The sequence below is a fragment of the Pyruvatibacter sp. genome (assembly GCF_040219635.1).
Lineage (GTDB): Bacteria > Pseudomonadota > Alphaproteobacteria > CGMCC-115125 > CGMCC-115125 > Pyruvatibacter.
In genome coordinates, this window is the sequence record NZ_JAVJSC010000003.1 from 525,227 (window position 1) to 545,910 (window position 20,684).

The 20,684-nt window shown below is 60.8% G+C and carries 16 protein-coding genes; 6 read left to right on the forward strand and 10 right to left on the reverse strand.

The window, feature by feature from the left end; genetic code table 11:
* Positions 1-36 precede the first annotated feature (36 nt).
* Together RIB87_RS05920 and purH are read left to right on the forward strand one after the other, a co-directional pair.
* Entirely contained in the window at positions 37-1,899 is a 1,863-nt protein-coding gene (locus tag RIB87_RS05920; RefSeq protein ID WP_350144524.1) for a heparinase II/III family protein, read from the forward strand.
* 94 nt (positions 1,900-1,993) lie between these two features.
* Positions 1,994-3,592 (forward strand): bifunctional phosphoribosylaminoimidazolecarboxamide formyltransferase/IMP cyclohydrolase, encoded by a 1,599-nt coding sequence (gene purH, locus RIB87_RS05925; protein ID WP_350144526.1) that lies wholly within the window; start codon positions 1,994-1,996, stop codon positions 3,590-3,592.
* 27 nt (positions 3,593-3,619) lie between these two features.
* On the opposite strand, the gene RIB87_RS05930 is transcribed toward purH, so the two are convergent.
* From RIB87_RS05930 to RIB87_RS05940, 3 genes are all read right to left on the reverse strand, one after another.
* A complete protein-coding gene (locus RIB87_RS05930) occupies positions 3,620-5,095 on the reverse strand; it encodes an MFS transporter (RefSeq protein WP_350144528.1) in 1,476 nt (491 codons plus the stop codon).
* A gap of 57 nt (positions 5,096-5,152) precedes the next feature.
* Positions 5,153-6,595: an MFS transporter gene (locus RIB87_RS05935; RefSeq protein ID WP_350144530.1), complete on the reverse strand. Its 1,443-nt coding sequence runs from the start codon at positions 6,593-6,595 to the stop codon at positions 5,153-5,155.
* A 136-nt stretch (positions 6,596-6,731) separates the two neighbouring features.
* Positions 6,732-7,406 carry a TetR/AcrR family transcriptional regulator gene (locus RIB87_RS05940; protein ID WP_350144532.1) on the reverse strand — a complete coding sequence of 225 codons (675 nt, stop codon included), beginning with the start codon at positions 7,404-7,406 and terminating at the stop codon, positions 6,732-6,734.
* A 126-nt stretch (positions 7,407-7,532) separates the two neighbouring features.
* Here RIB87_RS05940 and RIB87_RS05945 point away from each other — a divergent pair, with 126 nt between their 5' ends.
* From RIB87_RS05945 to RIB87_RS05960, 4 genes are all read left to right on the forward strand, one after another.
* The gene (locus RIB87_RS05945) at positions 7,533-8,966 is read left to right on the forward strand and encodes a hypothetical protein (protein ID WP_350144534.1); all 1,434 of its coding nucleotides are present in this window, start codon (positions 7,533-7,535) and stop codon (positions 8,964-8,966) included.
* A gap of 115 nt (positions 8,967-9,081) precedes the next feature.
* Positions 9,082-10,545 (forward strand): pyridoxal phosphate-dependent decarboxylase family protein, encoded by a 1,464-nt coding sequence (locus tag RIB87_RS05950; RefSeq protein WP_350144536.1) that lies wholly within the window; start codon positions 9,082-9,084, stop codon positions 10,543-10,545.
* A gap of 139 nt (positions 10,546-10,684) precedes the next feature.
* Positions 10,685-11,701 (forward strand): biotin synthase BioB, encoded by a 1,017-nt coding sequence (gene bioB / locus RIB87_RS05955; RefSeq protein ID WP_350144538.1) that lies wholly within the window; start codon positions 10,685-10,687, stop codon positions 11,699-11,701.
* A gap of 6 nt (positions 11,702-11,707) precedes the next feature.
* The gene (locus tag RIB87_RS05960) at positions 11,708-12,805 is read left to right on the forward strand and encodes a DUF2817 domain-containing protein (protein ID WP_350144540.1); all 1,098 of its coding nucleotides are present in this window, start codon (positions 11,708-11,710) and stop codon (positions 12,803-12,805) included.
* A gap of 107 nt (positions 12,806-12,912) precedes the next feature.
* Here RIB87_RS05960 and RIB87_RS05965 read toward each other — a convergent pair whose 3' ends face one another.
* From RIB87_RS05965 to RIB87_RS05995, 7 genes are all read right to left on the reverse strand, one after another.
* Positions 12,913-13,299: a hypothetical protein gene (locus RIB87_RS05965; protein ID WP_350144542.1), complete on the reverse strand. Its 387-nt coding sequence runs from the start codon at positions 13,297-13,299 to the stop codon at positions 12,913-12,915.
* A gap of 33 nt (positions 13,300-13,332) precedes the next feature.
* Positions 13,333-14,106: a TVP38/TMEM64 family protein gene (locus RIB87_RS05970; RefSeq protein WP_350144544.1), complete on the reverse strand. Its 774-nt coding sequence runs from the start codon at positions 14,104-14,106 to the stop codon at positions 13,333-13,335.
* A gap of 17 nt (positions 14,107-14,123) precedes the next feature.
* Positions 14,124-14,891, reverse strand: a complete 768-nt coding sequence (locus RIB87_RS05975; RefSeq protein WP_350145581.1) for a glycosyltransferase family 2 protein — start codon at positions 14,889-14,891, stop codon at positions 14,124-14,126.
* A 126-nt stretch (positions 14,892-15,017) separates the two neighbouring features.
* Entirely contained in the window at positions 15,018-15,773 is a 756-nt protein-coding gene (locus RIB87_RS05980; RefSeq protein ID WP_350144547.1) for an FkbM family methyltransferase, read from the reverse strand.
* The gene (locus RIB87_RS05985) at positions 15,770-17,071 is read right to left on the reverse strand and encodes an MFS transporter (RefSeq protein ID WP_350144548.1); all 1,302 of its coding nucleotides are present in this window, start codon (positions 17,069-17,071) and stop codon (positions 15,770-15,772) included. The genes RIB87_RS05980 and RIB87_RS05985 overlap by 4 nt, the downstream gene beginning before the upstream one ends.
* Positions 17,072-17,111: 40 nt before the next feature.
* A complete protein-coding gene (locus tag RIB87_RS05990) occupies positions 17,112-18,011 on the reverse strand; it encodes a transglutaminase family protein (protein ID WP_350144550.1) in 900 nt (299 codons plus the stop codon).
* Positions 18,008-20,662 carry a circularly permuted type 2 ATP-grasp protein gene (locus RIB87_RS05995; RefSeq protein WP_350144552.1) on the reverse strand — a complete coding sequence of 885 codons (2,655 nt, stop codon included), beginning with the start codon at positions 20,660-20,662 and terminating at the stop codon, positions 18,008-18,010. The genes RIB87_RS05990 and RIB87_RS05995 overlap by 4 nt, the downstream gene beginning before the upstream one ends.
* Positions 20,663-20,684 lie beyond the last annotated feature (22 nt).

The window sequence follows — 20,684 nt, forward strand, 5'->3', positions numbered from 1 at the left end:
GGCCGATAGCGGCACGGTGAAAGGCGGGGCACGACGATGACAGGCCCGGCGGAACTGACGGGACAAATAGCGGCCCGCTCGCTGGGAACCGCTACGCGCGCACTTGTCAACTTTGCCTGTTCGCTCAAGCCCTATCACCTGACACTGCGCGGGCCGTTGCCCGATACCATCGTGCTCAACCCGCCCGACCTGCACCCTGCCAACGCGGCCACCGGCGAGCACATTATTGATGGCCGGTTCACTCTCGCCAACACCACCCTTCAGACAACATCTAAAACAGTCTTCACCATTGATCTGCCTACGGATGAGTTTTCCGAAGGCCTTCACAGTTTCGACTGGTTGCGCCACCTGGCAGCCGCTCAACGTGACACCAGGACAGCAACCGCCCAGGCATTGACTCAAGCCTGGCTCGACCAGTGCAGCCAGTGGCACACCGTTGGCTGGCGACCACACGTCATCGCCCGCCGTCTGATCTCATGGTCAAGCCACGGCGCGATGCTGCTGGACAACGCAGACCTCATCTATCGGTCAACACTGCTGCGCTCCATGGCGGCACAAGCCCGCCACCTGAGCCGCACAGCCCCACGCGCACCAGACGGAATGCCTCGCCTGACAGCCGCTATCGGCCTGGCTATTTCAGGTGTCACCCTGACCGAAGGCCGCAGCCGTCTCAAACGCGGACTGACATTGCTGACCCGCGAACTGGACCGTCAGTTGCTGCCCGATGGCGGCCATATCAGCCGTAACCCTCAAATACAGCTCACACTGCTGGCCGACCTTGTGTCCCTGCGCGATGCCCTGATGGCCCGCAACGTGGAAGCGCCCGCCAAGCTGCTGGGCGCCATAGATCGCGCCATGCCGATGCTGCGGTTTTTCAAACATGGTGATGGACGCCTCGCGCTGTTCAATGGCGCAGACGAAGGCCCGGCCGGTGCCGTGGACGCCGTGTTGGCCCGCGACGACGCCAAAGGCCGTCCGTTCGGCTTTGCGCCACACTCTGGGTTTCAGCGCGCCGCCGCCGGGCGCACGCTGGTGGTAGTGGATGCAGGCGCGCCGCCGCCACCTGCACACGCCACCCGCGCCCATGCAGGGTGTCTGAGTTTTGAAATGAGCGCAGGCCGTCATCGCCTGGTGGTGAATTGCGGCCCCAGCCACATATCTCCCACAACCCAACACGCCGCCGCCTGGCAGGACGCCTCCCGCGCCACCGCAGCACACTCGACGGTGACTGTGGACGATACGTCGTCGGCACATATTCTAAAGGCTCCATGGCTGCGTCGGCTGCTTGGCGCACGCCTTATCAATGGCCCCAAGCTTGTGGAAAGCCGCCGCACCGAAGAAGAGCGCGGCGTATGGCTGGAGATGCGCCATGACGGCTATGTGCCCGCTTTTGGTCTGGAGCACGAACGCCGGGTGTATCTTTCAGCCGACGGCGATGACTTTCGGGGCGAAGACACGCTGTTCCGCATCCGGCAGCCCAAAAACCGCTGGTGGGACCCGCTGGGCCTGTTGACCACCAAGGATGGCGAGGAGGATTTTACCGTCCGCTTTCATCTGCACCCGGATGTGCGCGTGTCGCTGGCGCATGACGGCACCAACATTCTGGCACTGCTGCCAAATGGCGACGGCTGGCAGTTCCGCGCGTCCGGCAACGCGCAGATGATGCTCGATGATTCAATCTATATGGGCCAGCCCGGCCAGCCCCGTCGCACCCGGCAGATCGTTGTCTCGCACCATATTTTCAGGGGCGAGGCCCACGTCAAATGGAGCTTTCGGCGGCTCACCACCCGCAACCTTGGGGCAGGCGGTGAACTACATGAGCAAACAGATGCGTTTGAGCCCGAAGAGGCCGACGTAACCGTGCCCCCCATCGGCGCAGACCCTTCGTCAAACGCATAGCGACCATGCGGCGACTGCAAATGCTTCAAGCAGTGCAGCAAACATGCTATCGCCCCCACACATCTTATATCCGTTACCGGAGCCCGCCCCGCTTATGCCCCCACCCAGCAGCCCAAACCGTCCCGTCCGCCGCGCCCTGCTCTCGGTCTCCGACAAGACCGGCCTCATTGAGTTTGGCTCAGCCCTCGCCCGGCGTGGCGTCGAGCTGGTCTCCACCGGCGGCACGGCAAAAGCGCTGCGTGAAGCGGGCCTTGAAGTGGCCGACGTGTCCGACATCACCCGGTTTCCTGAAATGATGGATGGCCGCGTAAAGACCCTTCATCCCGGTGTACACGGCGGGCTGCTCTTTGTACGCGGCAACGAAACGCACCAGGATGCAGCCAACAAGCACAACATTGTGCCGATCGACCTGTTGGCCGTGAACCTCTATCCGTTTGAGGAGACGATCTCGAAAGGGGCAGATTACGATACGTCAATTGAAAACATCGACATCGGCGGCCCGGCAATGATCCGCGCTGCAGCCAAAAACCACGACGGCGTCGCCGTGCTGGTGGATGCGTCTGACTACGATGCCGTGATCGCCGATATGGATGCGAACGACAATCACACCAGTTTCAAGCTGCGCCAGCGTCTGGCCGCCAAAGCCTATGCGCGTACGGCGGCGTATGACGCCGCCATCTCCAACTGGTTTGCAGCAGAGCTTGAAGACGACGCGCCAGCATACCGCGCCGTTGCGGGCAAACTGGCGCAGACACTGCGCTACGGCGAAAACCCGCACCAGCACGCAGCGTTCTACACCACAGGCGAACAGCGTCCCGGCGTTGCGACCGCCACCCAGCTTCAGGGCAAGGAGCTTTCGTATAACAATCTGAACGACACTGATGCGGCCTTTGAGTGCGTGGCGGAGTTCGGCATTGAGCAACCTGCTGTCGCCATCATCAAGCACGCCAACCCGTGCGGCGTCGCGCTTGGCGGATCGCTGCTGGAGGCCTACGAAAAAGCCCTGCGCTGCGACCCCGTGTCAGCTTTCGGCGGCATCATTGCGCTTAACGGCAGACTGGACGGCGCAACGGCTGAAAAGATTGCCGGCATTTTTACCGAAGTCATCATCGCCCCCGACGCCGACGCCGACGCCCGCGCCATCATCGCCAAAAAGAAAAACCTCCGCCTGCTGATTACCGGCGGTCTGCCGGACCCGCAAGCCAAAGGCTTCACCGCCAAAACCGTGGCAGGCGGACTGCTTGTGCAGTCGCGCGATGCGGGCCGCGTGACGCAGGCTGATCTCAGGGTCGTGACCAAGCGCGCGCCCACAGAACAGGAAATGCGTGACCTGCTGTTTGCTTTCCGCGTTGCCAAGCACGTCAAATCCAACGCCATCATCTATGCCAAAGACATGGCCACCGTCGGCATCGGGGCCGGCCAGATGAGCCGCATTGACTCAAGCCGCATCGCCGCCCGCAAGTCTGAGGATGCTGCAAAGGAGGCTGGCCTGACGGACGCCCTCGCCAAAGGTTCTGTCGTTGCATCAGACGCTTTCTTTCCGTTCGCCGACGGGTTGATGAGCGCCGCTGAAGCCGGCGCCACCGCCGTCATCCAGCCCGGCGGCTCGATCCGCGACGACGAGGTGATCGCGGCTGCCGATGAGGCAGGCCTTGCCATGGTCCTGACCGGCATGCGCCACTTCAGGCACTAGCCGGTCAGGCTGCCGCTGCCGACGCTCCTAGGCATCGCCCTCGGCGCGCTCGGCCCGCGTCTCATGCACGAAAAACATCACCACCAGACCTGCAACGAGCAGCAGCAGGATGGATGCAAATCCGGCCCGCTGGCTGTCAAACAGGTCCGTTGAGATGCCCACCAGTATCGGCGCGACGAATGCCGTTGCCGTACCGGACAGCGCATACAGCCCGAAAAACTCCGTCATCATCTTGGCGGGCGCAATGCGCGCCAGCATGGTGCGTGAGTTGGCGTAGGCCGCCGTAATGAAAATCGCAATGATGATGACGACGGCCAGATAAGTGATCTCGGGCACGGTCTGAAAGAACGGTAGCGACCAGACAGGCCCCGCGCTTTCATACGGCTGAAAAAACAGTTCCGTCGGCGTAATGGAGACTGCCAGCAGCAAACCCACCGTAGTGCCGCCGATAGACGTGATGATGGCAACCTTGGAGCCAAACGCATCGTCCAGCCAGCCGCCGAACAGACCGCCGAGCACAGCGAACACCGACAGCACAATGCCATAGACCAGCATGTCCAGTGCGCCCCAGCCAAACACGCCCGCCGCATACACACCGCCGAAAATCAGCACGGCGGTCTTGCCGTCATTGTAGAGCATCCGCGCACCCAGATAGGTAGCGACATTACGGTAATGCCTGAGGCGCGTAACAGTCTGCACCACGCGGGCCACACCCCTGCGCATGGCTTCCCATGCACCAATGGTGTTGCGCGCCGCATCAGGCGTGAACAAAAACAGCGGCAGCGAAAACGCCGCCAGCCACATGCCCGCAACCGGACCGGCAATACGACTGTCCTGAAACAACGACTGATCAATGCCCAGTATCGGCACATCAGGAATAAAGCTCCACGGCACGTTGCCGGGCAGCGTGAAGAACACCAGCATGAATATCAGGATCAGCAATCCACCCAGATTGCCCAGCGCCAGCCCCAGCCCGGACAAAAAGCCGATGCGCGAATGCGGCGCGATCGACGGCAGCATCGAGTTGTGAAATACGGCGGAGAACTCATACGCAATGGTGATAACGATGATCGATAACGCCACCCCCATGACGCCAATGCCGCCATTGTCGGGCAACGCAAACCACAACAGCACCATGGCGGGAACCATGATGGCGGTGAATGCGGCAATCCACGGCTTGCGGGTGCCGCCAAGGTCGGCGATGGCCCCCAGAAACGGTGCCAGAATGGCAATCGCCGCCCCGGCTATGCCATTGATATAGCCCCATATGGCCTGGCCCTGAACCGGGTCACCCACCACGGTGGTGGAGAAGTAGGGCGAAAACACATAGATGGTGATGAGCAACACATAGGGGTTGCGCGCCCACTCAAAAACCGCCCAGGCAATCTGTCCGCGTTTGTCGGCCGGTGTGCCGCCGTCAGCGGCCATTGTGTCCGGACCCGGATTATCTGTTCCGGCAGGCGTTGAGGGCGTGGTGGGTAGTTCCGTTATGTCCTGCGACAACCTTGTGTGCCTCCCGGCATCCTGTGTCCGGGTTGTCCCGGCGCTGTGTTTAGGCAACTAGCTGAGTATGTCCTGTTCGCGTCGTTCAGCTACACCAAACAGCAGCATAAAGCCTGTGACCAGAAACACCACGATGACCGCAAGGCCCGCGCGCTGGCTGTCATAGGCTGTTGTGGCCCACGCGATGGCGAGTGGCGCGAGGAACGCCGTTGCCTTGCCGGACAGGGCATAGAGCCCGAAAAACTCGGTCATCATGCTCGGCGGGGCCATGCGTGCCAGCAGCGTGCGGCTGGCCGCCTGCGCAGGACCGCCGGACATGCCGATGAGAATGCCGAATACCAGATAAATCTGCTCGCCAATGCTGGAGAACGGCGCCGCACCTGGTTGCGGCGGCTCCACCGGCACCGTGAAAAAGATTGTGTCCGGTCCGATAGAGGCGGAACCGATGGTGGCGACAATCAGTCCGAATACGGAAATCTGAATGGTGCGCTTGGACCCGATCTTGTCATCCAGCCACCCGCCGATAAACGCGCCTGCGGCCGCAAACACGGAAAGAATGATGCCGAACAGGCCAAGCGTCATGATCTGCCAGCCGAAAATGCCCGCCGCATAAATGCCGCCAAAGGCAAAGATCGCCGACAGCCCGTCGAAATACAGCATCCGCGAAAACAGATAGAGCGCGATGTTTCGGTAGCGGCGCAAATGCCCAAGCGTGGTCCTGAGTTGCACAAGCCCCTGACGCACCGCCGCCCGCGGCCTGACGCCGGTCGCCGGCACATCGGGCGTGAACAAGAACAGCGGAATGACAAACAGCGCAAACCACACGGCCACCATCGGCCCGGCAAACCTGTCGGCCTCGGACAGCACGGGGTCAAGGCCAAACAGCGGCGGCGTACCCAGCATGGTCAGCCCCGTTTCGCGATCGCCCGCCATGAAAAACAGCATGATGATGAGGGCAACAAGCCCGCCCACATAGCCGATGCCCCAGCCCAGACCGGACAACGTGCCCATGCGCGCCGACGACACCAGCGATGGCAACATGGCGTTGTTGAACACAACGGCAAACTCCATGGCAATGGCGGCCGCCGCCACCGCCACCATGATCGGCACCGGATTGATGGCCCCTTCGCCGGGCATGGCAAACCACAAAAAGGAAACGGCAGCGCAAAACGCGATGCTGCACGCAAGCAGCCACGGCTTGCGACGTCCGGTCTGGTCGGCGATGGAGCCAAGTATCGGCGACACCAACGCGATGACCAGCCCCGCGTAGCCCAGTGTCTCGCCCCACAGGGCCTGCCCCTTTGTGGGGTCGCCCACATAGGTGGCCGCGAAATAGGGTGCAAAAATAAATGTGGTGATAAGCGTGAAATAAGGCTGGTTGGCCCAATCAAACATCGCCCACGAGATCTGCCCGCGGCGCGACGCAACCGCGCCACCAACCGCACTGGTGACGGTGTCGTTGGTCAGACCACTGCCCTCTGCCGCCGTGTGCGTGCTCATACCTGTCCCCCCCAAACCCGATCGGGACTTTAGCAGCCACGCAAACCACGTATACCCCGCGCAGGTGCGACCAAGGTGCGTATGTACCAAAACCGGGCATCCGCCGCACCCACATAGAATGCGACTGTCTGCATCTTCAGAGTCCCTGTGTGGTGTCAATGTAAGGGCTGGAAGACGTGGTGCGCATCAACCCTTCCACCAGCACGCCCAGCGCGGCCAGCGCTTGTTGTTTCCAGTCGCTCATCACCACCATGCGTCCCACGTCGTGATGGCGCAGGCTCACATAGCCATGCAGCAACGCCCATGTCTGCACGGCCGCATCCTGCTGCTGTTTGGGTGTGGCGTCATCTCCGCGCAATGCATTGATGAGTTTGGCCATGGTATTGAAGGCCCTCGCCCCTACCTGTTCAGCCTCCGGTGATGGTCTGAAGTCCGGACCCCGCTCTCCGAAAATGAGGTTGTAGTGAGCCGTGTGGGCCTCAGCCATATCGAGATACTGGGCCGCCGCCGTCAGGATCGCATCACGTGGTGACAGGGATGTATCTGCCACCGTCATGCTGTCAATCACCATCTCGAACCCTTCCACATACAGCGCGTCAAGAATGCCCTGTTTGCCCTTGAAATGGCTGTAAATACCAATGGTAGAAATACCGGCCCGCGCTGCTATGGCCCGCACGCTCAAAGCCGCCACACCACCTTCAAGAAAGAGCCCGGACGCTGCCGCGAAAATCCGCGCCTTGGGGTTGGCCGCATCCTGAGCGGCGGAAACCTGCGGATCGCGGTTAGGCTTTGGGGCTTTTGTCGTGGTCATCCGGGCTTTCCAAAGGGGCCTTGAGAGGCGTCGCGCAATCAGCGCTTGACACGCCATAACGCCGTTATTAAACCATCTCCAAACACATAACGCCGTTATGCAACCGCCGCAAGGATTGATTATCAAGTGACCGAAAAACTGGAAACCGACTATCTCATCATTGGGGCGGGCGCCATGGGCATGGCCTTTGCGGACACCCTGCTGACCGACACGCAGGCCAGCGGCGCACGCATTATGATGGTCGATGGCCATGCCAAACCCGGCGGCCACTGGAACGACGCCTACCCGTTTGTGACCCTGCACCAGCCGGCCTCTTTTTACGGCGTGGCCTCGCGGGAACTGTCCACCGGCAAAATAGATGACACCGGCCTCAACAAGGGCCTGTGCGACCTTTCCACCGGCTCCGACATCAATTCCTATTTCGATCAGGTGATGCGGCATACGTTTTTGCCGTCGGGCCGGGTTCAGTATTTTCCCATGTGCCACTACACCGGCACGCCGGGCAGCAACGAAACGTTTCACTCGATCACCAGCGGCAAAAAGTACGAAGTGACCGTCACCCAAAAGACGGTGGATGCGACATTTCTCAAGAACAGCGTCCCCTCCACGCACACACCCAATTTCAGTGTCGGGGACGGCGTGACCTTCATGCCTCTCAACAGCCTGCCGGGCCTCACGTCAACGCCCGACGGATATGTGGTCATCGGCGGCGGCAAGACCGGCATTGATGCCTGCCTGTGGTTGCTGGAAACAGGCGTGGACCCGGACGCCATTTGCTGGATCGTGTCACGTGATGCGTGGATGCTGGATCGCAGCAACACTCAGCCGGCACCTGAGTTCGTGTTGAAAACCATCACCACCCAGGCCGCCCAGATGGAAGCCATCAGCGCCGCGAAAGATCTCGACGACATGTATGACCGTCTGGAGGCCTGCGGCTACTTCGTGCGCCTCGACAAGACCGTTTGCCCGTCCATGTTCCATGGTGCCACCATCAGCCCGCTTGAACTGGACGCGCTGCGCACGATCAGGAATGTGGTGCGCATGGGCCACGTGCAAAATGTCGGGCAACACGAGATCACGCTTGAGCGCGGCACCATCCCCACCACGCCCAACACCGTGCATGTGGATTGTTCGGCAACCGCGATCACCAACAAGGGCACAAAGCCGATTTTTGCAGGCAACGTGATCACGCCGCAGTTCGTGCGTTCGTACCAGCCACTGTTCAGCGCGTCACTGATCGCCCACGCAGAAGCAACGCTCGGCAACGATGAAGACCTCAAGAACAAGGTCTGCGGCGTGGTACCCCTTCCCGACAGCAATGAAGACTTCGTGCGCTTTACCTTTGCCGCCATGATGAACCAGTACACCTGGTCCACCATGGATGAGTTAAGTGCCTGGTTGCGTGGCAACCGCCTTGACGGGTTCTCAAGAGCAATTGCCGACATTCCGCCCGGCAACAAAGAGGCGCAGGCGGTGTTCAAACGCATAAGCGCCGCAGGCGCGCCAGCGGTCACCCGGCTGGGTGAGTTTCTGGCGCAACTCGACGAGGCCGTAGCATAGGCAGAAAAAAGCAAGGCACCACATCCCCGCATGTGTCGCCTTGCAGCCCGCACAGCTTCATGATGCGATACCCCAAACCATGACACGATAAATGTCACCACAGGGGGAAACGCGCATGAAGATGCCTGCAAAAGGTCGCAGCAAGGATGATGTATTTGCCGCCCTTGAAGCGTTCGGCACAGACGACCTGGATGTGCATGGCGGCGGCACATTCGCCTACATCTATGATGCCGGCCCGGACGTGGATGACGTGGCCAAGCGCGCCTATACCCGCTACCTGACGGAAAACGCACTCGACCCAACGGTCTATCCAAGCCTGCTGCGCTTTGAAAACGAGATCGTCGCCATGGCGATTGACCACCTGCGTGGCGACGAAGAGGTGGTGGGCAACTTCACCTCGGGCGGCACCGAAAGCTGTATGCTGGCGGTGAAGACCGCCCGCGACTATTTCCGCGAGAAGAAACCCGAAATCACCGAGCCGGAAATCATCCTGCCGGTCACAGCCCATGCGGCCTTTCAAAAAGCTGCACAGTACCTGTGTCTCAAGCCGGTGCTCGTGCCGATGGATCCGGTCACCTACAAGGCAGACCACGCAGCAATTGAAGCGGCGATCACCCCCAACACCATCCAGATTGTAGCCTCAGCCGTTTCCTACGCGCACGGCGTGATCGACCCGATTGAGGAAATCGCATCCATCGCCAGGAAGCACGATCTGCTGTTTCACGTTGATGGCTGTATTGGTGGCTTCATGCTGCCCTATTGGCGCAGGCTTGGTGAAAACGTGCCGCCGTTCTCGTTTGAAGTGGACGGCGTCACATCCATGTCGATGGATCTGCATAAATATGCATATTGCCCCAAAGGCGCGAGCGTCATCCTCCAGCGCAACAAGGACCTGCGCCGCCACCAGATTTTTACGTGTTCCAACTGGACCGGCTACACCGTCATCAACCCGACAATCCTGTCCACCAAGACTGGCGGTCCGATGGCCGCCGCCTGGGCGGTAATGAATTTTCTCGGCGATGAAGGCTATATGGGCATCGCTGATCGCATGTTGCAGGCAACAAAGAAAATCCGCGCCGGTATTGCCGCAATGCCTGAGTATGAGATTTTGGGTGACCCCGAACTCTGCCTCTTGGCATTCACATCGAATGTCATGAGCGTCTTTCCGGTCATCGACGAAATGAAAATGCGTGGCTGGTTCATTCAGCCACAGCTTGGTTTCTTTGGGTCGCGCGAAAACATTCACCTGTCGATAGATCAGGCCAGCCTCGCGCAGGCCGACGCCATGCTGAAAGACCTGCGCGAATGCACCGACATTGTGAGGGCCCGCAACCAGGAGGCCGTGCCCGCCGATATAAGGGAGTTTGTCAAAGCTCTCACGCCCGCAGACTTTACGCCGGAGCTGTTTCAGGAGTTCATGAAAATGCTCGGCTCGACGGCGTCCGGCGAACTGCCGACCGGCACCACCGAAATCAACGAACTGCTCAACATCATGGACCCCGGCGTGGCGCAAAAAGCCCTGACCGAGTACATGAACCAGCTTTATGTTCCGCCCGCCAAGAGCCACGCCGCCGACTAGATTGCTCCGCCCTTCACCGGACTTTAGGCAGGATCACGACACGCGGGCATTCCCCGCTGTCCGCGTTTTGGGGTCGCATTCGCACCTCCGGCCCGCTACCCTGCGGGGAACCACGTCAGTATAAAAAGGCCCGCCCCACATGAGCACCCAACAGCAAACAGACCTGCGCACCAACTGGACCCGCGACGAGGTCACGGCCCTGTTCGACATGCCGTTCAACGATTTGCTGTTTGCCGCCCAGACAGCCCACCGCCGCTACTTTGACCCCAATGAAATACAGCAGTCGGAGTTGCTGTCCATCAAGACCGGCGGTTGCCCTGAAGACTGCGGCTACTGCTCACAGTCAGCGAAGTTTGAAACAGGCCTCAAGGCATCCAAGCTGATGGACGTTGAAAAAGTGCTGGAAGAAGCCCGCAAGGCCAAGGCGCGTGGCGCGACACGCTACTGCATGGGCGCAGCGTGGCGCTCCCCCAAAGACCGCGATCTGGATGCTGTGTGCGCCATGGTGGAAGGCGTCAAGGACATGGGCATGGAAGCCTGTGTCACGCTGGGTATGCTCGACGCCATGCAGGCCAAACGCCTGCGCGAGGCCGGTCTCGACTATTACAACCACAACATTGATACCGGCCGCGAGTACTACACCGACATCATCACCACCCGCACCTTCGATGACCGCATCGACACACTGGCCCATGTGCGCGACGCTGGCATTCACGTGTGTTCCGGCGGCATCATCGGCATGGGCGAACAGCAAAAAGACCGCGCCGACATGCTGATGGAACTGGCCAACCTGCCGGAACACCCTGAAAGCGTGCCCATAAACGCACTGATGAAAGTCGGAGGCACACCGCTTGGCGAGGTGGACGACCTGGACCCGCTGGACTTCGTGCGCACCATTGCCGTTGCAAAGATCATGATGCCCGCCTCCATGGTGCGCCTGTCGGCGGGTCGTGAAAACATGTCGGACGAATTGCAGGCGCTGTGCTTCCTCGCCGGTGCCAACTCCATCTTCGTCGGCGACAAGCTGCTGACCACCGACAACCCCGGCGAGACCCACGACAAGGCGCTGCTTGCGCGCCTGGGCATGAAGCCGATGGCTGCACATAGCGCTGCCCCCGCCGTGCAAAAACCGGCAACGGTACACGCGGCCGAGTAACCGCGAGTGGTCGCGTATTTCCAGCCAGACTATTACGCCTTCCGGGATCAGTTTCGCGAACTGGCAACCCAGCGCGGCTTTACACTTGAAGCCCACATGCTGGATGCCAAAGGCCCTGGTGGCCGCGACCTTACAATCGATACCGCCTATCTTGGCCCGGCGATCACGCACACATCCGGCCCGGCCCGCGTACTGGCCGTGAGCTGCGGCACCCATGGTACCGAGGGACCGTCGGGCTCCGCCGTTCAGGCCCAGTTTCTCAACGATATGCTGGATGATCAGTCCCTGCCCGAAGATGGTGCCGTGCTGCTGGTCCATGCGCACAACCCGTATGGCTTTGCCTGGGTGCGGCGGCAGAACGAAGACAATGTGGACATCAACCGCAATTTTCTGGCCCCCGACGACCCGCGCCCCACATCGCCGAACTACCGCGATGTGCATGACATCCTGAACCCGACGGTTCTGTCGGACGAAACAACCGCGCTGTTCATTGAGCAGGCCTGGGCGCTGGTTGAAAAGCACGGTATGCCATGGGTCCAGCAGGCCTTTACGGAAGGGCAGTATGAGTTTCCCTTCGGCGTATATTACGGCGGCAAAGACCGCGTGCAGTCTAACCGCCTGCTGTCGCGCATCTATGGCGACGTGCTGCGCCATGCCAAAGAGGCGGTGCTGATCGACATGCATACCGGCGCGGGTGACTACGCGACCTATGAGGCACTGTCGCGCCACGAGGTTGGCGCGCCGGGCTACATCTGGCTATGCGACGCGCTGGGCGAGGAGAACGTCAAATATCCCGCCGGTGAAGCAAGCGTGATGACCCCGACACAGGGCAACGTAACCGCAGGCATTGCCCGCGAAAATCCGCATACGGATATTCGGGCCTTCTCCTGCGAAATAGGTACATTCGAGGGTGCACGCATGATTTTGGCAGAGCGCGCCGAGGGGTGGCTGTGGGCGCATGGCGACCGCGACAGCGAACAGGGCCGCGCCATTGTTGCGGAAGTCGGTGAATGCTCCAACCCTGCCGACCCTGAATGGCGCGAGAAGGTTCTGGATATCGGCGATGAAGTGATTACGGCCTGCTGGAAAAAACTGTTTGCCTAACACTCGCGTTGCCGCGGACTTGATCCCGAGCCTACGCGCGGATGCTCCGCACCACAGCAAATGCGAGTGGACCCCGTATCAAGTACGCAGTGACGGCAGGTGCCGGGTCAATCAAGCAACACACCGGCAGCGCCGCTGAGGGCAATCACACCGAACAGATAAGGCGCGGGTACCTTCAGCATTTCACCGCCGACCACACCCATGCCGATGCATATGAGCGACAATGCTCCTGCCATGAGCGCAGCCATGATGGCCACATCGCGCGCGGCAAACCCCAGCGCCACAGATGCGAACGCCAGAGCAAACGACACCAGCAACAGCGATACCGCGTGCCAGCCTACGTAGCCGAGCCATTTGGCCTGCTCAGTCATCTGGTCAGTGGCAAACAACGCATCGACGAACATGCGACCACCCGCCGATATATGGCCGACGGTGCCAAACGCCGCTACCGCAAAGGCGAGCCAGAGAAAAATTGTCGATAGTGATACCGTCATTGTGCACGCCTTTCGTTTGTCATCCCGACAAACCTAAGCCTTGGGCGCGGGTGTGTCACGGGTCTCCGGCGCATCCACCGCGTCATCAACGGCCTTCTGCCAGCCGGAACGCTTGAGCGCGCGGCGCACCCACCAGGCAAAAGCAACCCACAAAATGAGGATCGCCACCATCAGCGCCAGGTCCATGGGGTCGCGGCTGGCCAGAAAGTCACCCAGGCTTGCCCCCACATAGGCCACCACGGCAACCTTGGGCACGGTGCCAATGCCGGTGCCGATCAGAAACTTTGCAAACCCCACATGGCTGGCCCCGAACGCCATGTTGAGAATGACAAACGGCATGGTGGGTACCACCCGCGAAACGGCAGTGGCCAGAATGCCGTGTCGCCCCAGCGCCTCACTGATGGAATTGATCCGTACACCTGCAAACCGGCGCAGTGCCTGTGCCCCTGAAAAGTGCCCGGCCCAGAAAAACACCGACGAGCTGACAAGCGTGGCACCCCACGCATAGATAAAACCAAGCCACGGCCCGAACACAATAATGGCAGCCGCCTGCAACAGGAATTGTGGCGCACCCAAAGCCCCGAGCCCAATGTAAATGAGCACGACGGCAAGAGGTGCGAGCACCGGGTCATTGACGCTGGCAATCATCGAGGCCACGTCACCCTCGCCGTCCAGCGCCAGCCAGGCACTGCCAAACAGAATAAGCGTCAGTGCCGCGCCAAAGGCAAAGAACGCCAGGCCAATGACCATGACGGCCCGACTGTCGAGTGCCCGCAGGCGCGCCTTGATGCGGTCTGCCAATGTCATGACGTCAGCACACTCCGCTACTGGTCCGCCTGCAGGCTGTCTTCGCCTGTCTGCGTCCGCAGACTGTCTGTAATTTTTTGCGGCTGCGACATGCGCCGCTGAAGCCAGGCTACGCCTGCAATATCAAAAATGCTGACGAACAGCCGGTCCAGCGTGCCGTATTTAGAAGTCCCATGTTCACGCCCGCGATGTTTCACGTCGTGGTTCACGACCCGGTAGCCGTGCCGCTGCATGAGCGCGGGCAAAAACCGATGCATGTGGTTGAAGTAGGGCAGTTCCAGAAATGCATCCCGCGGAAACAGCTTGAGGCCGCAGCCGGTATCCGGCGTATCGTCCTGCAGCAGACGCGCGCGAATGCGGTTGGCCCAGCGCGACGACACGCGCTTGATCCAGACGTCCTGCCGTGTGGTGCGCCGCCCCGCCACCATCAGGTCATGCGAACCGTCAAGCCGCGCCCACATGCCGGGAATGTCAGCGGGCACATTCTGACCGTCCCCATCCAGCGTCACGATCATGCGCCCTCGGGCATGTTTGACGCCGGTATGAACCGCACGGCTCTGGCCGCAACTGTTTGAATGGGTGAGTATGCGCAATGCCGGAAAAGCGACCTGTGTTGCGCGCAGGCGTGCAGGCGTTTCGTCGTCAGAGCCGTCGTCCACATAAACAATCTCGTATGCAGCACCGGTTTCGCGCAGGGCTGCGTCAATTTCCGTCACCAGCGGCAAAATGTTTTCCGCCTCGTTCTTGACCGGCACAACGACCGAGACGGCGAGGCTTTCAGGCATGTCAGCCACAGGCAAAGGCTCCGGATCGTCAGATGGATAGCGCAACAGCGCCTCTTAGCACATTAGCGCCGCAACGCACGCTTTTTGCTTTGGCGAGGTAAATAAGAGGGGGCAAAACCCAGATACTTAGGTGGGCAGGAAAATGAAGTTGAACACATACTCAGCCGCCGTAGCTGTCGCCCGGTGGTGGGCTTCCGGGTCAAACTTCGCCAAGGGCGTCAACTGGCCGTGCAGCATGAAAAACCCTGAAAAGCCCATGTCGGCAATCTTGCCCAGCATGTCTTCAATCGGTTCGCCGGTGTGTGATTCTTCAAGTTCAATCAGCAGGTTGGGTTTTTCGCGCAGCAATGTCTCGCGCGCGCCCGCCAGAACGGCGGCCTCAAACCCTTCCACATCAATTTTGATAAACCCGATATTGCGCAGGTCAAACGCATCCAGCGTCTGCGTTTGAACCGCCACCTCACCATGGGGAATAGCCGCCTTGCGGGCGGACAGCGACCCACCCTGATTGGAGTAGCCTTTGCGCCGCTGCGGCACAAAAAGCCCGGCCTCGCCCGCACTATCAGACAAGCCCACCGCATAGCTGGTGGCATTTTCAGGCAGCACGGAGTTGAGAATACGCAGCATCTTCGGGTTTGGCTCAAATGCATGGACATGGTTGGCGCTGCGGGCCATCCACCACGTATAGACGCCGCGATTGGCACCAATATCAATCGCGTCCTTGTTGCGCGCGCACAGATATGGCACCAGCCCGAACTCAGGCTCCCCCTTGCGCAGCTCACGCGCCACCCGGCGGCGAATATCCAGCGAGGGCGGGATCAGCGCCTGCTTCAGCCGCTCTGAAAACTCGGTGGGTGGCGTCCAGCTACTGGTAGTGGTCATGCCTGCTGCACCTCGTTCAGCCCCGCAGCCACTATGGCTGCGGCAGCACACATGCAGGCAAATACAGCAATCACCACCCAGGTGCCAGCCAGCGACGCCACCACGCCAAAGCCCGCTGCGAGCAGAAGCAGAATGCCAACGGCTGTGTTGGACAGCGCCGTGTAGGACGCCCGCGTATCTTCATTGCCCATATCAACAATATGCGTTGAGCGACCAAGACGCACGCCCTTGTAGGCAATCATCAGCACAAAGAGCACTGCCGCCATGGCATAGGCAAGCAGGCTGGCAGGCACCAGGAATGTGGCACCAACCGCCAGAACAAGCGCGCCGGATCCCATCATTGCTGAATACATCAACACCCGGCGCGACGACGTGTCAGACATTCGCCCCCAGAAATACGAGCTCAACACCGAAGCCAGCCCGGACGCCACAATGAACGGCCCAAGCTGCCCCAGATCAGTACCGCCGCGCTGAGCCGCGATTGTCACCAGATAGGGTGGTGCCAACCCGGTCGCGATCAGCAGCCCGCGCGTGGCAATAAACCGCTGCAACTGCTTGTCTGTACGCAACAATGAAAGCTGGCTGATGGCGGTCTCGAACGCATTGCCGCCACCGCCAGTGGCGCCCGGCTCTTCCGCGAGCGTGGAAAACACAACGGCGGCCAGCATCCAGCAGCCTGCCGCGACAAACAGCGCCGCAGCCACAACAGAAACAGAGCGCTCCAGCACGCCAAAGCTCAGCGCCAGCCCAAACGCCAGCACCACGGCAGCAGACAGCGTATCGGCTGTGCCCGTGGTTGTGCCCCGCTTGGCCTTTGACACGGTTTTGCCCAAAACATCCTTGTAGGCAACTGATGCAACAGACCGCGCAAGGGCGAACACGCTGAGGCAGACGATGACACCCCACCCCGCAGCGGCACCACTCAGCGTCAGCACCGCAACGCCCATGCCCGCAACACAGACCCCCTGAACGGCAGAGGCGAGAGCCCACGCCCATTTGCGCACCGGCAAGGAGCGAATGGCCCCGGCCGCAAACAACTGCGGCACCAGCGCACCCGCCTCGCGCAGCGGCACCAGTAAACCGATGAGGAACGCAGGCGCGCCCACGGCATTCAGCACCCACGCCAGAACGAGCTTGGGGTCTGCCAGCCCGTCACCCGCCTTGGTGGCGGCGAGGCTGATGAGATGCGCCGACACATTTTCCGGCTGCGCATTGCACGCGCTTTCAGGAATATCGCGACAGACGCGCCCCTCATCGTCACCGAACAGGGCATCATAGGCAGCAGTGTGCAGAGCCAAGGGAAGGCACCTCCGGCGTATGGTCTCGATCAGTTTACGACTACGACGTCAGGACGTCCTCAAGCGGTGCAACATCAACGGATACATCAACAGTGTGCGAACCACCGCCGGTGATGACGCCCGCGATCGGACTGACATCCGCATAGTCGCGCCCCCAGGCACTGGTTATGTGATCCGTCGAGACAACCAGATTATTGGTTGGATCAAGATCAATCCACCCCGGCCCGGGACAATAGACCGAGACCCAGGCGTGGCTTGCATCCGCCCCAATCATCCGCTCTTCGCCCGCGGGTGGGTGGGTCAGCAAATATCCGCTGACATAACGCACAGGCAGGCCGAGTGACCGCATACAGGCAATCTGCACATGCGCAAGGTCCTGGCAGACACCCGCCTTGAGATCAAACGCCTCGTCCACCGGCGTGGTGACGTCGGTGACCGCAGGATCATAACGGAACTCTTCGTGAATGCGCCGTGTCAGATCGAGTGCTGCATCAAAAAACGGCCGTCCCGGCGTAAACGATTGCAGCGCATAGGACGGCAGATCTCGACTCCACTGGGTGTGCGGACTGTCGAAGCAGTATTGGACCGCGTCATGGGACACATCCGTTGGATCATTGGCCAAAAAGCCATGCACCTGTTCCCACGGCATTGTGGAAGCAGGGTCCGGCAGGTCGCGGGTTCGCACTTCAACCTCGCTGACCGCCAGAATAAGCAGCAGCGTATGGTCGTCCGTCAGGGTGAGATAGCGCACCGGGTTGCCGAAGAAATCCTCACCAACTTCGTTGTGTACCGCCTGGGGAGCCACGGACATGGAAAACTGCAGACATGTTTGTGTCTGCGTCTCACGCGGCATCAGATGCACGATCTGTTGCGAAACAGTGACCGGCGACGAGTAGGTGAATGTTGTGCTGTGCGAGATGCGGTAGCGTTTGGTTATCATAGCACCCGCCCCGATCCGGATGCCGGCCCCAACGCCTGACCCGGTTCAGGCAACACGGCAGGTTCAGCCAGTGACAACGAAGCCTGCGCACGCGGCGCAAACGATATGCGCTGCGACGCCGCGTGCGCAAAGTAAATGCGGCTGATCGCGTCAGACAGGTCATTGATCTGGCCGTCCATGCGCGTCAGCATGGCGTCAAGCTGATCGCGGTGACCTTTTGAATCAACCGCACACACCTCATCAAGCTGCGCAAGGCGAATGTCGGCTCCAAGCGCTGTCAGCACACGCTGGTCCTGCGGCAGACCACCGTCATGTGGCGGCTTTGGCAGCCGCGAGACACTGGTTGCCAACGCCTGCACCTGATAGGCCAGCGAGCGCGGGTTGGTTTCATCCAGCAGCACCAGGTCAAGCATCGGCGCCAGTTGCGGTGCCGCCAGATAGCGCGTGCGGTAAGTCATGAAGCTGTCGGCAAGCTCAAGCAGCAATGCCAGCGAGCCGTTGAACGCCGGCTCACCATCCACCACCAGCGTATGCAGCATGGAAATGATCGTCCGCGCGCGCTCAATGCGCTTGCCCATATCCATGAACAACCAGGCAGGTCCGCGTGTGGAGTTTTCGGCCTGCAGGCCCGCCAGCGCCGCAACCACTGTGAGGTTCTGGTTGAGGGTGGCAAGCATCGGCGTTGTATCGAAGGCAATGGCGCGCGACAACGGCGGGATCGACGGCGAAAACTCAGTGATGATACGAAACGAGTCCATCGACAGCCGGTCGCGCACCAGATAAGCCGTACGCTGAACATTCTCGATAGCGCCGGGAAAACTGTTGGTCAACGCACTGTCGGTCAACAGTGCATTCAGCCTTTCAAGCAGCACTTCAAGCGGACCAGCCCCCTCCTCGGCGTCAATTTCATAATCGGTTCGTGCATGTAGCAGCACCGCCAGCCGCGACAATGCAGCGCTTCCGCCGGGATAGGCTTCAGGTTCCGCCAGCCGCATGACGCAGGCGCGCAACAGCCGCAGCGTGGCATCCGCCCGCTCCTGATAGCGCCCCAGCCAATACAGATTGTCAGCCGCACGACTTGGCATGTCGCCGCCCGCCCGCCGCGACGACACCGCCCGGTCAGCGTTGGGCAGCATGGAGAAAGACGACACCGGCTTGTCGCTCAGAACCCAGGCATCTTTCGAGCCATCGCCGGACTGCATGGAGATTGCGTGCGGGTCACGCGACGTTGAGAAACGCGCCATACCGCCGGGCATCACCACATAGTCGTTGCCGACGGCCGCTACATAGCAGCGCAGTGACACCGGCCGTGCCTTCAATTCATCGTCTTCAAGCACCGGCGATGACGACAACGTGACCAGTTCCTGCGCCACATAGTCAGCACCGCGAAGCTGCATGGCGCGCAACAGGTGAGAGCGTGCCTCCGCATCAATCTGGCTGCCGGCGGTGCCCGATGCGGCAGGTGCCATCACCCTGTGCGTGTTGGTGGCTTCACGGATCGCCAGCGTATCCAGATTGGCAACCACGTGCTGGCGGGCGGCGTCATCGCCACACCACCAGGTGGCAATGTCCGGCAACAGCAGGTCGCTGCCCTCAAAGTGTTTGGCCACTGCCGGCATGAACGCGTGCAGCGCCTGGGTTTCCAGAACGCCGGAGCCAAGCGCATTGGCAACCACAAGGTTGCCCGCGCGCACGGCACGCACCATGCCCGGCACACCCAGCGCCGAATCGCCGCGCAGCTCCAGCGGATCACAGAACTCGGCATCCACGCGCCGCAACACCATGTCCACCCGCTTGAGGCCATCCAGCGTCTTGAGATAGAGCACATCGTCGCGCACCGTCAGGTCGTCGCCTTCAACAAGCGTCAGCCCCAGATAGCGCGCAAGATAAACATGCTCAAAATAGGTTTCATTGTAGGGGCCAGGCGTCAGCAACACGGCGCGGCCATCGTCGCGGGCCATCATCGACATCAGGTTGTCGCGCCAATGGCCAAAGAATGACGCCAGCTTGTGCACCTGCGCCTTTTCAAAAATCTCCGGCAGCGACCGCGACATGATGATGCGGTTTTCAATCGCATAGCCCGCGCCCGAAGGGGCCTGGGTGCGGTCTGCCAGCACCCACCAGCGCCCATCCGGCCCGCGCGCCAGATCAACCGCATAAAAATGCAGGAACGTATCGTTGGGCACCGCAATGCCATGCATCGGACGCAGAAAATGCGGGTTGCCCAGCATCAGGCTGGCGGGCAGCACACCCTCCTTGATGAGCCGCTGCTCGCCGTACACATCGCGCGCTATTGCATTCAGCAGTCGCGCGCGCTGCTTGAGCCCGGCTTCAATGCCCGTCCATTCCTGCGCGCTGAGCACAAGCGGAATGAAATCCAGCCCCCAGGGTCGCCGCAGCCCCTGCGGATCACCGTAGATATTATATGTGATGCCGTTTTCGCGGATCAGCTTGCGGGCCGTATCCCATCGCCAGCTACGCATCTGCGGACCAAGCTGCGCCAGCCCGTCGATGATGCCGCGCCAGTGCGGGCGGATCTGGCCGCTGGCGTCCAGCATCTCGTCCACCGTGCCATCAATTGGATGGTAGCTGCGCAGAAGCTGTGCTGCGTCCTGCACATCTGATGTGGGATTGTTCAAAAATGCCGCCACGGCAGACTACTTTCTATGGTTC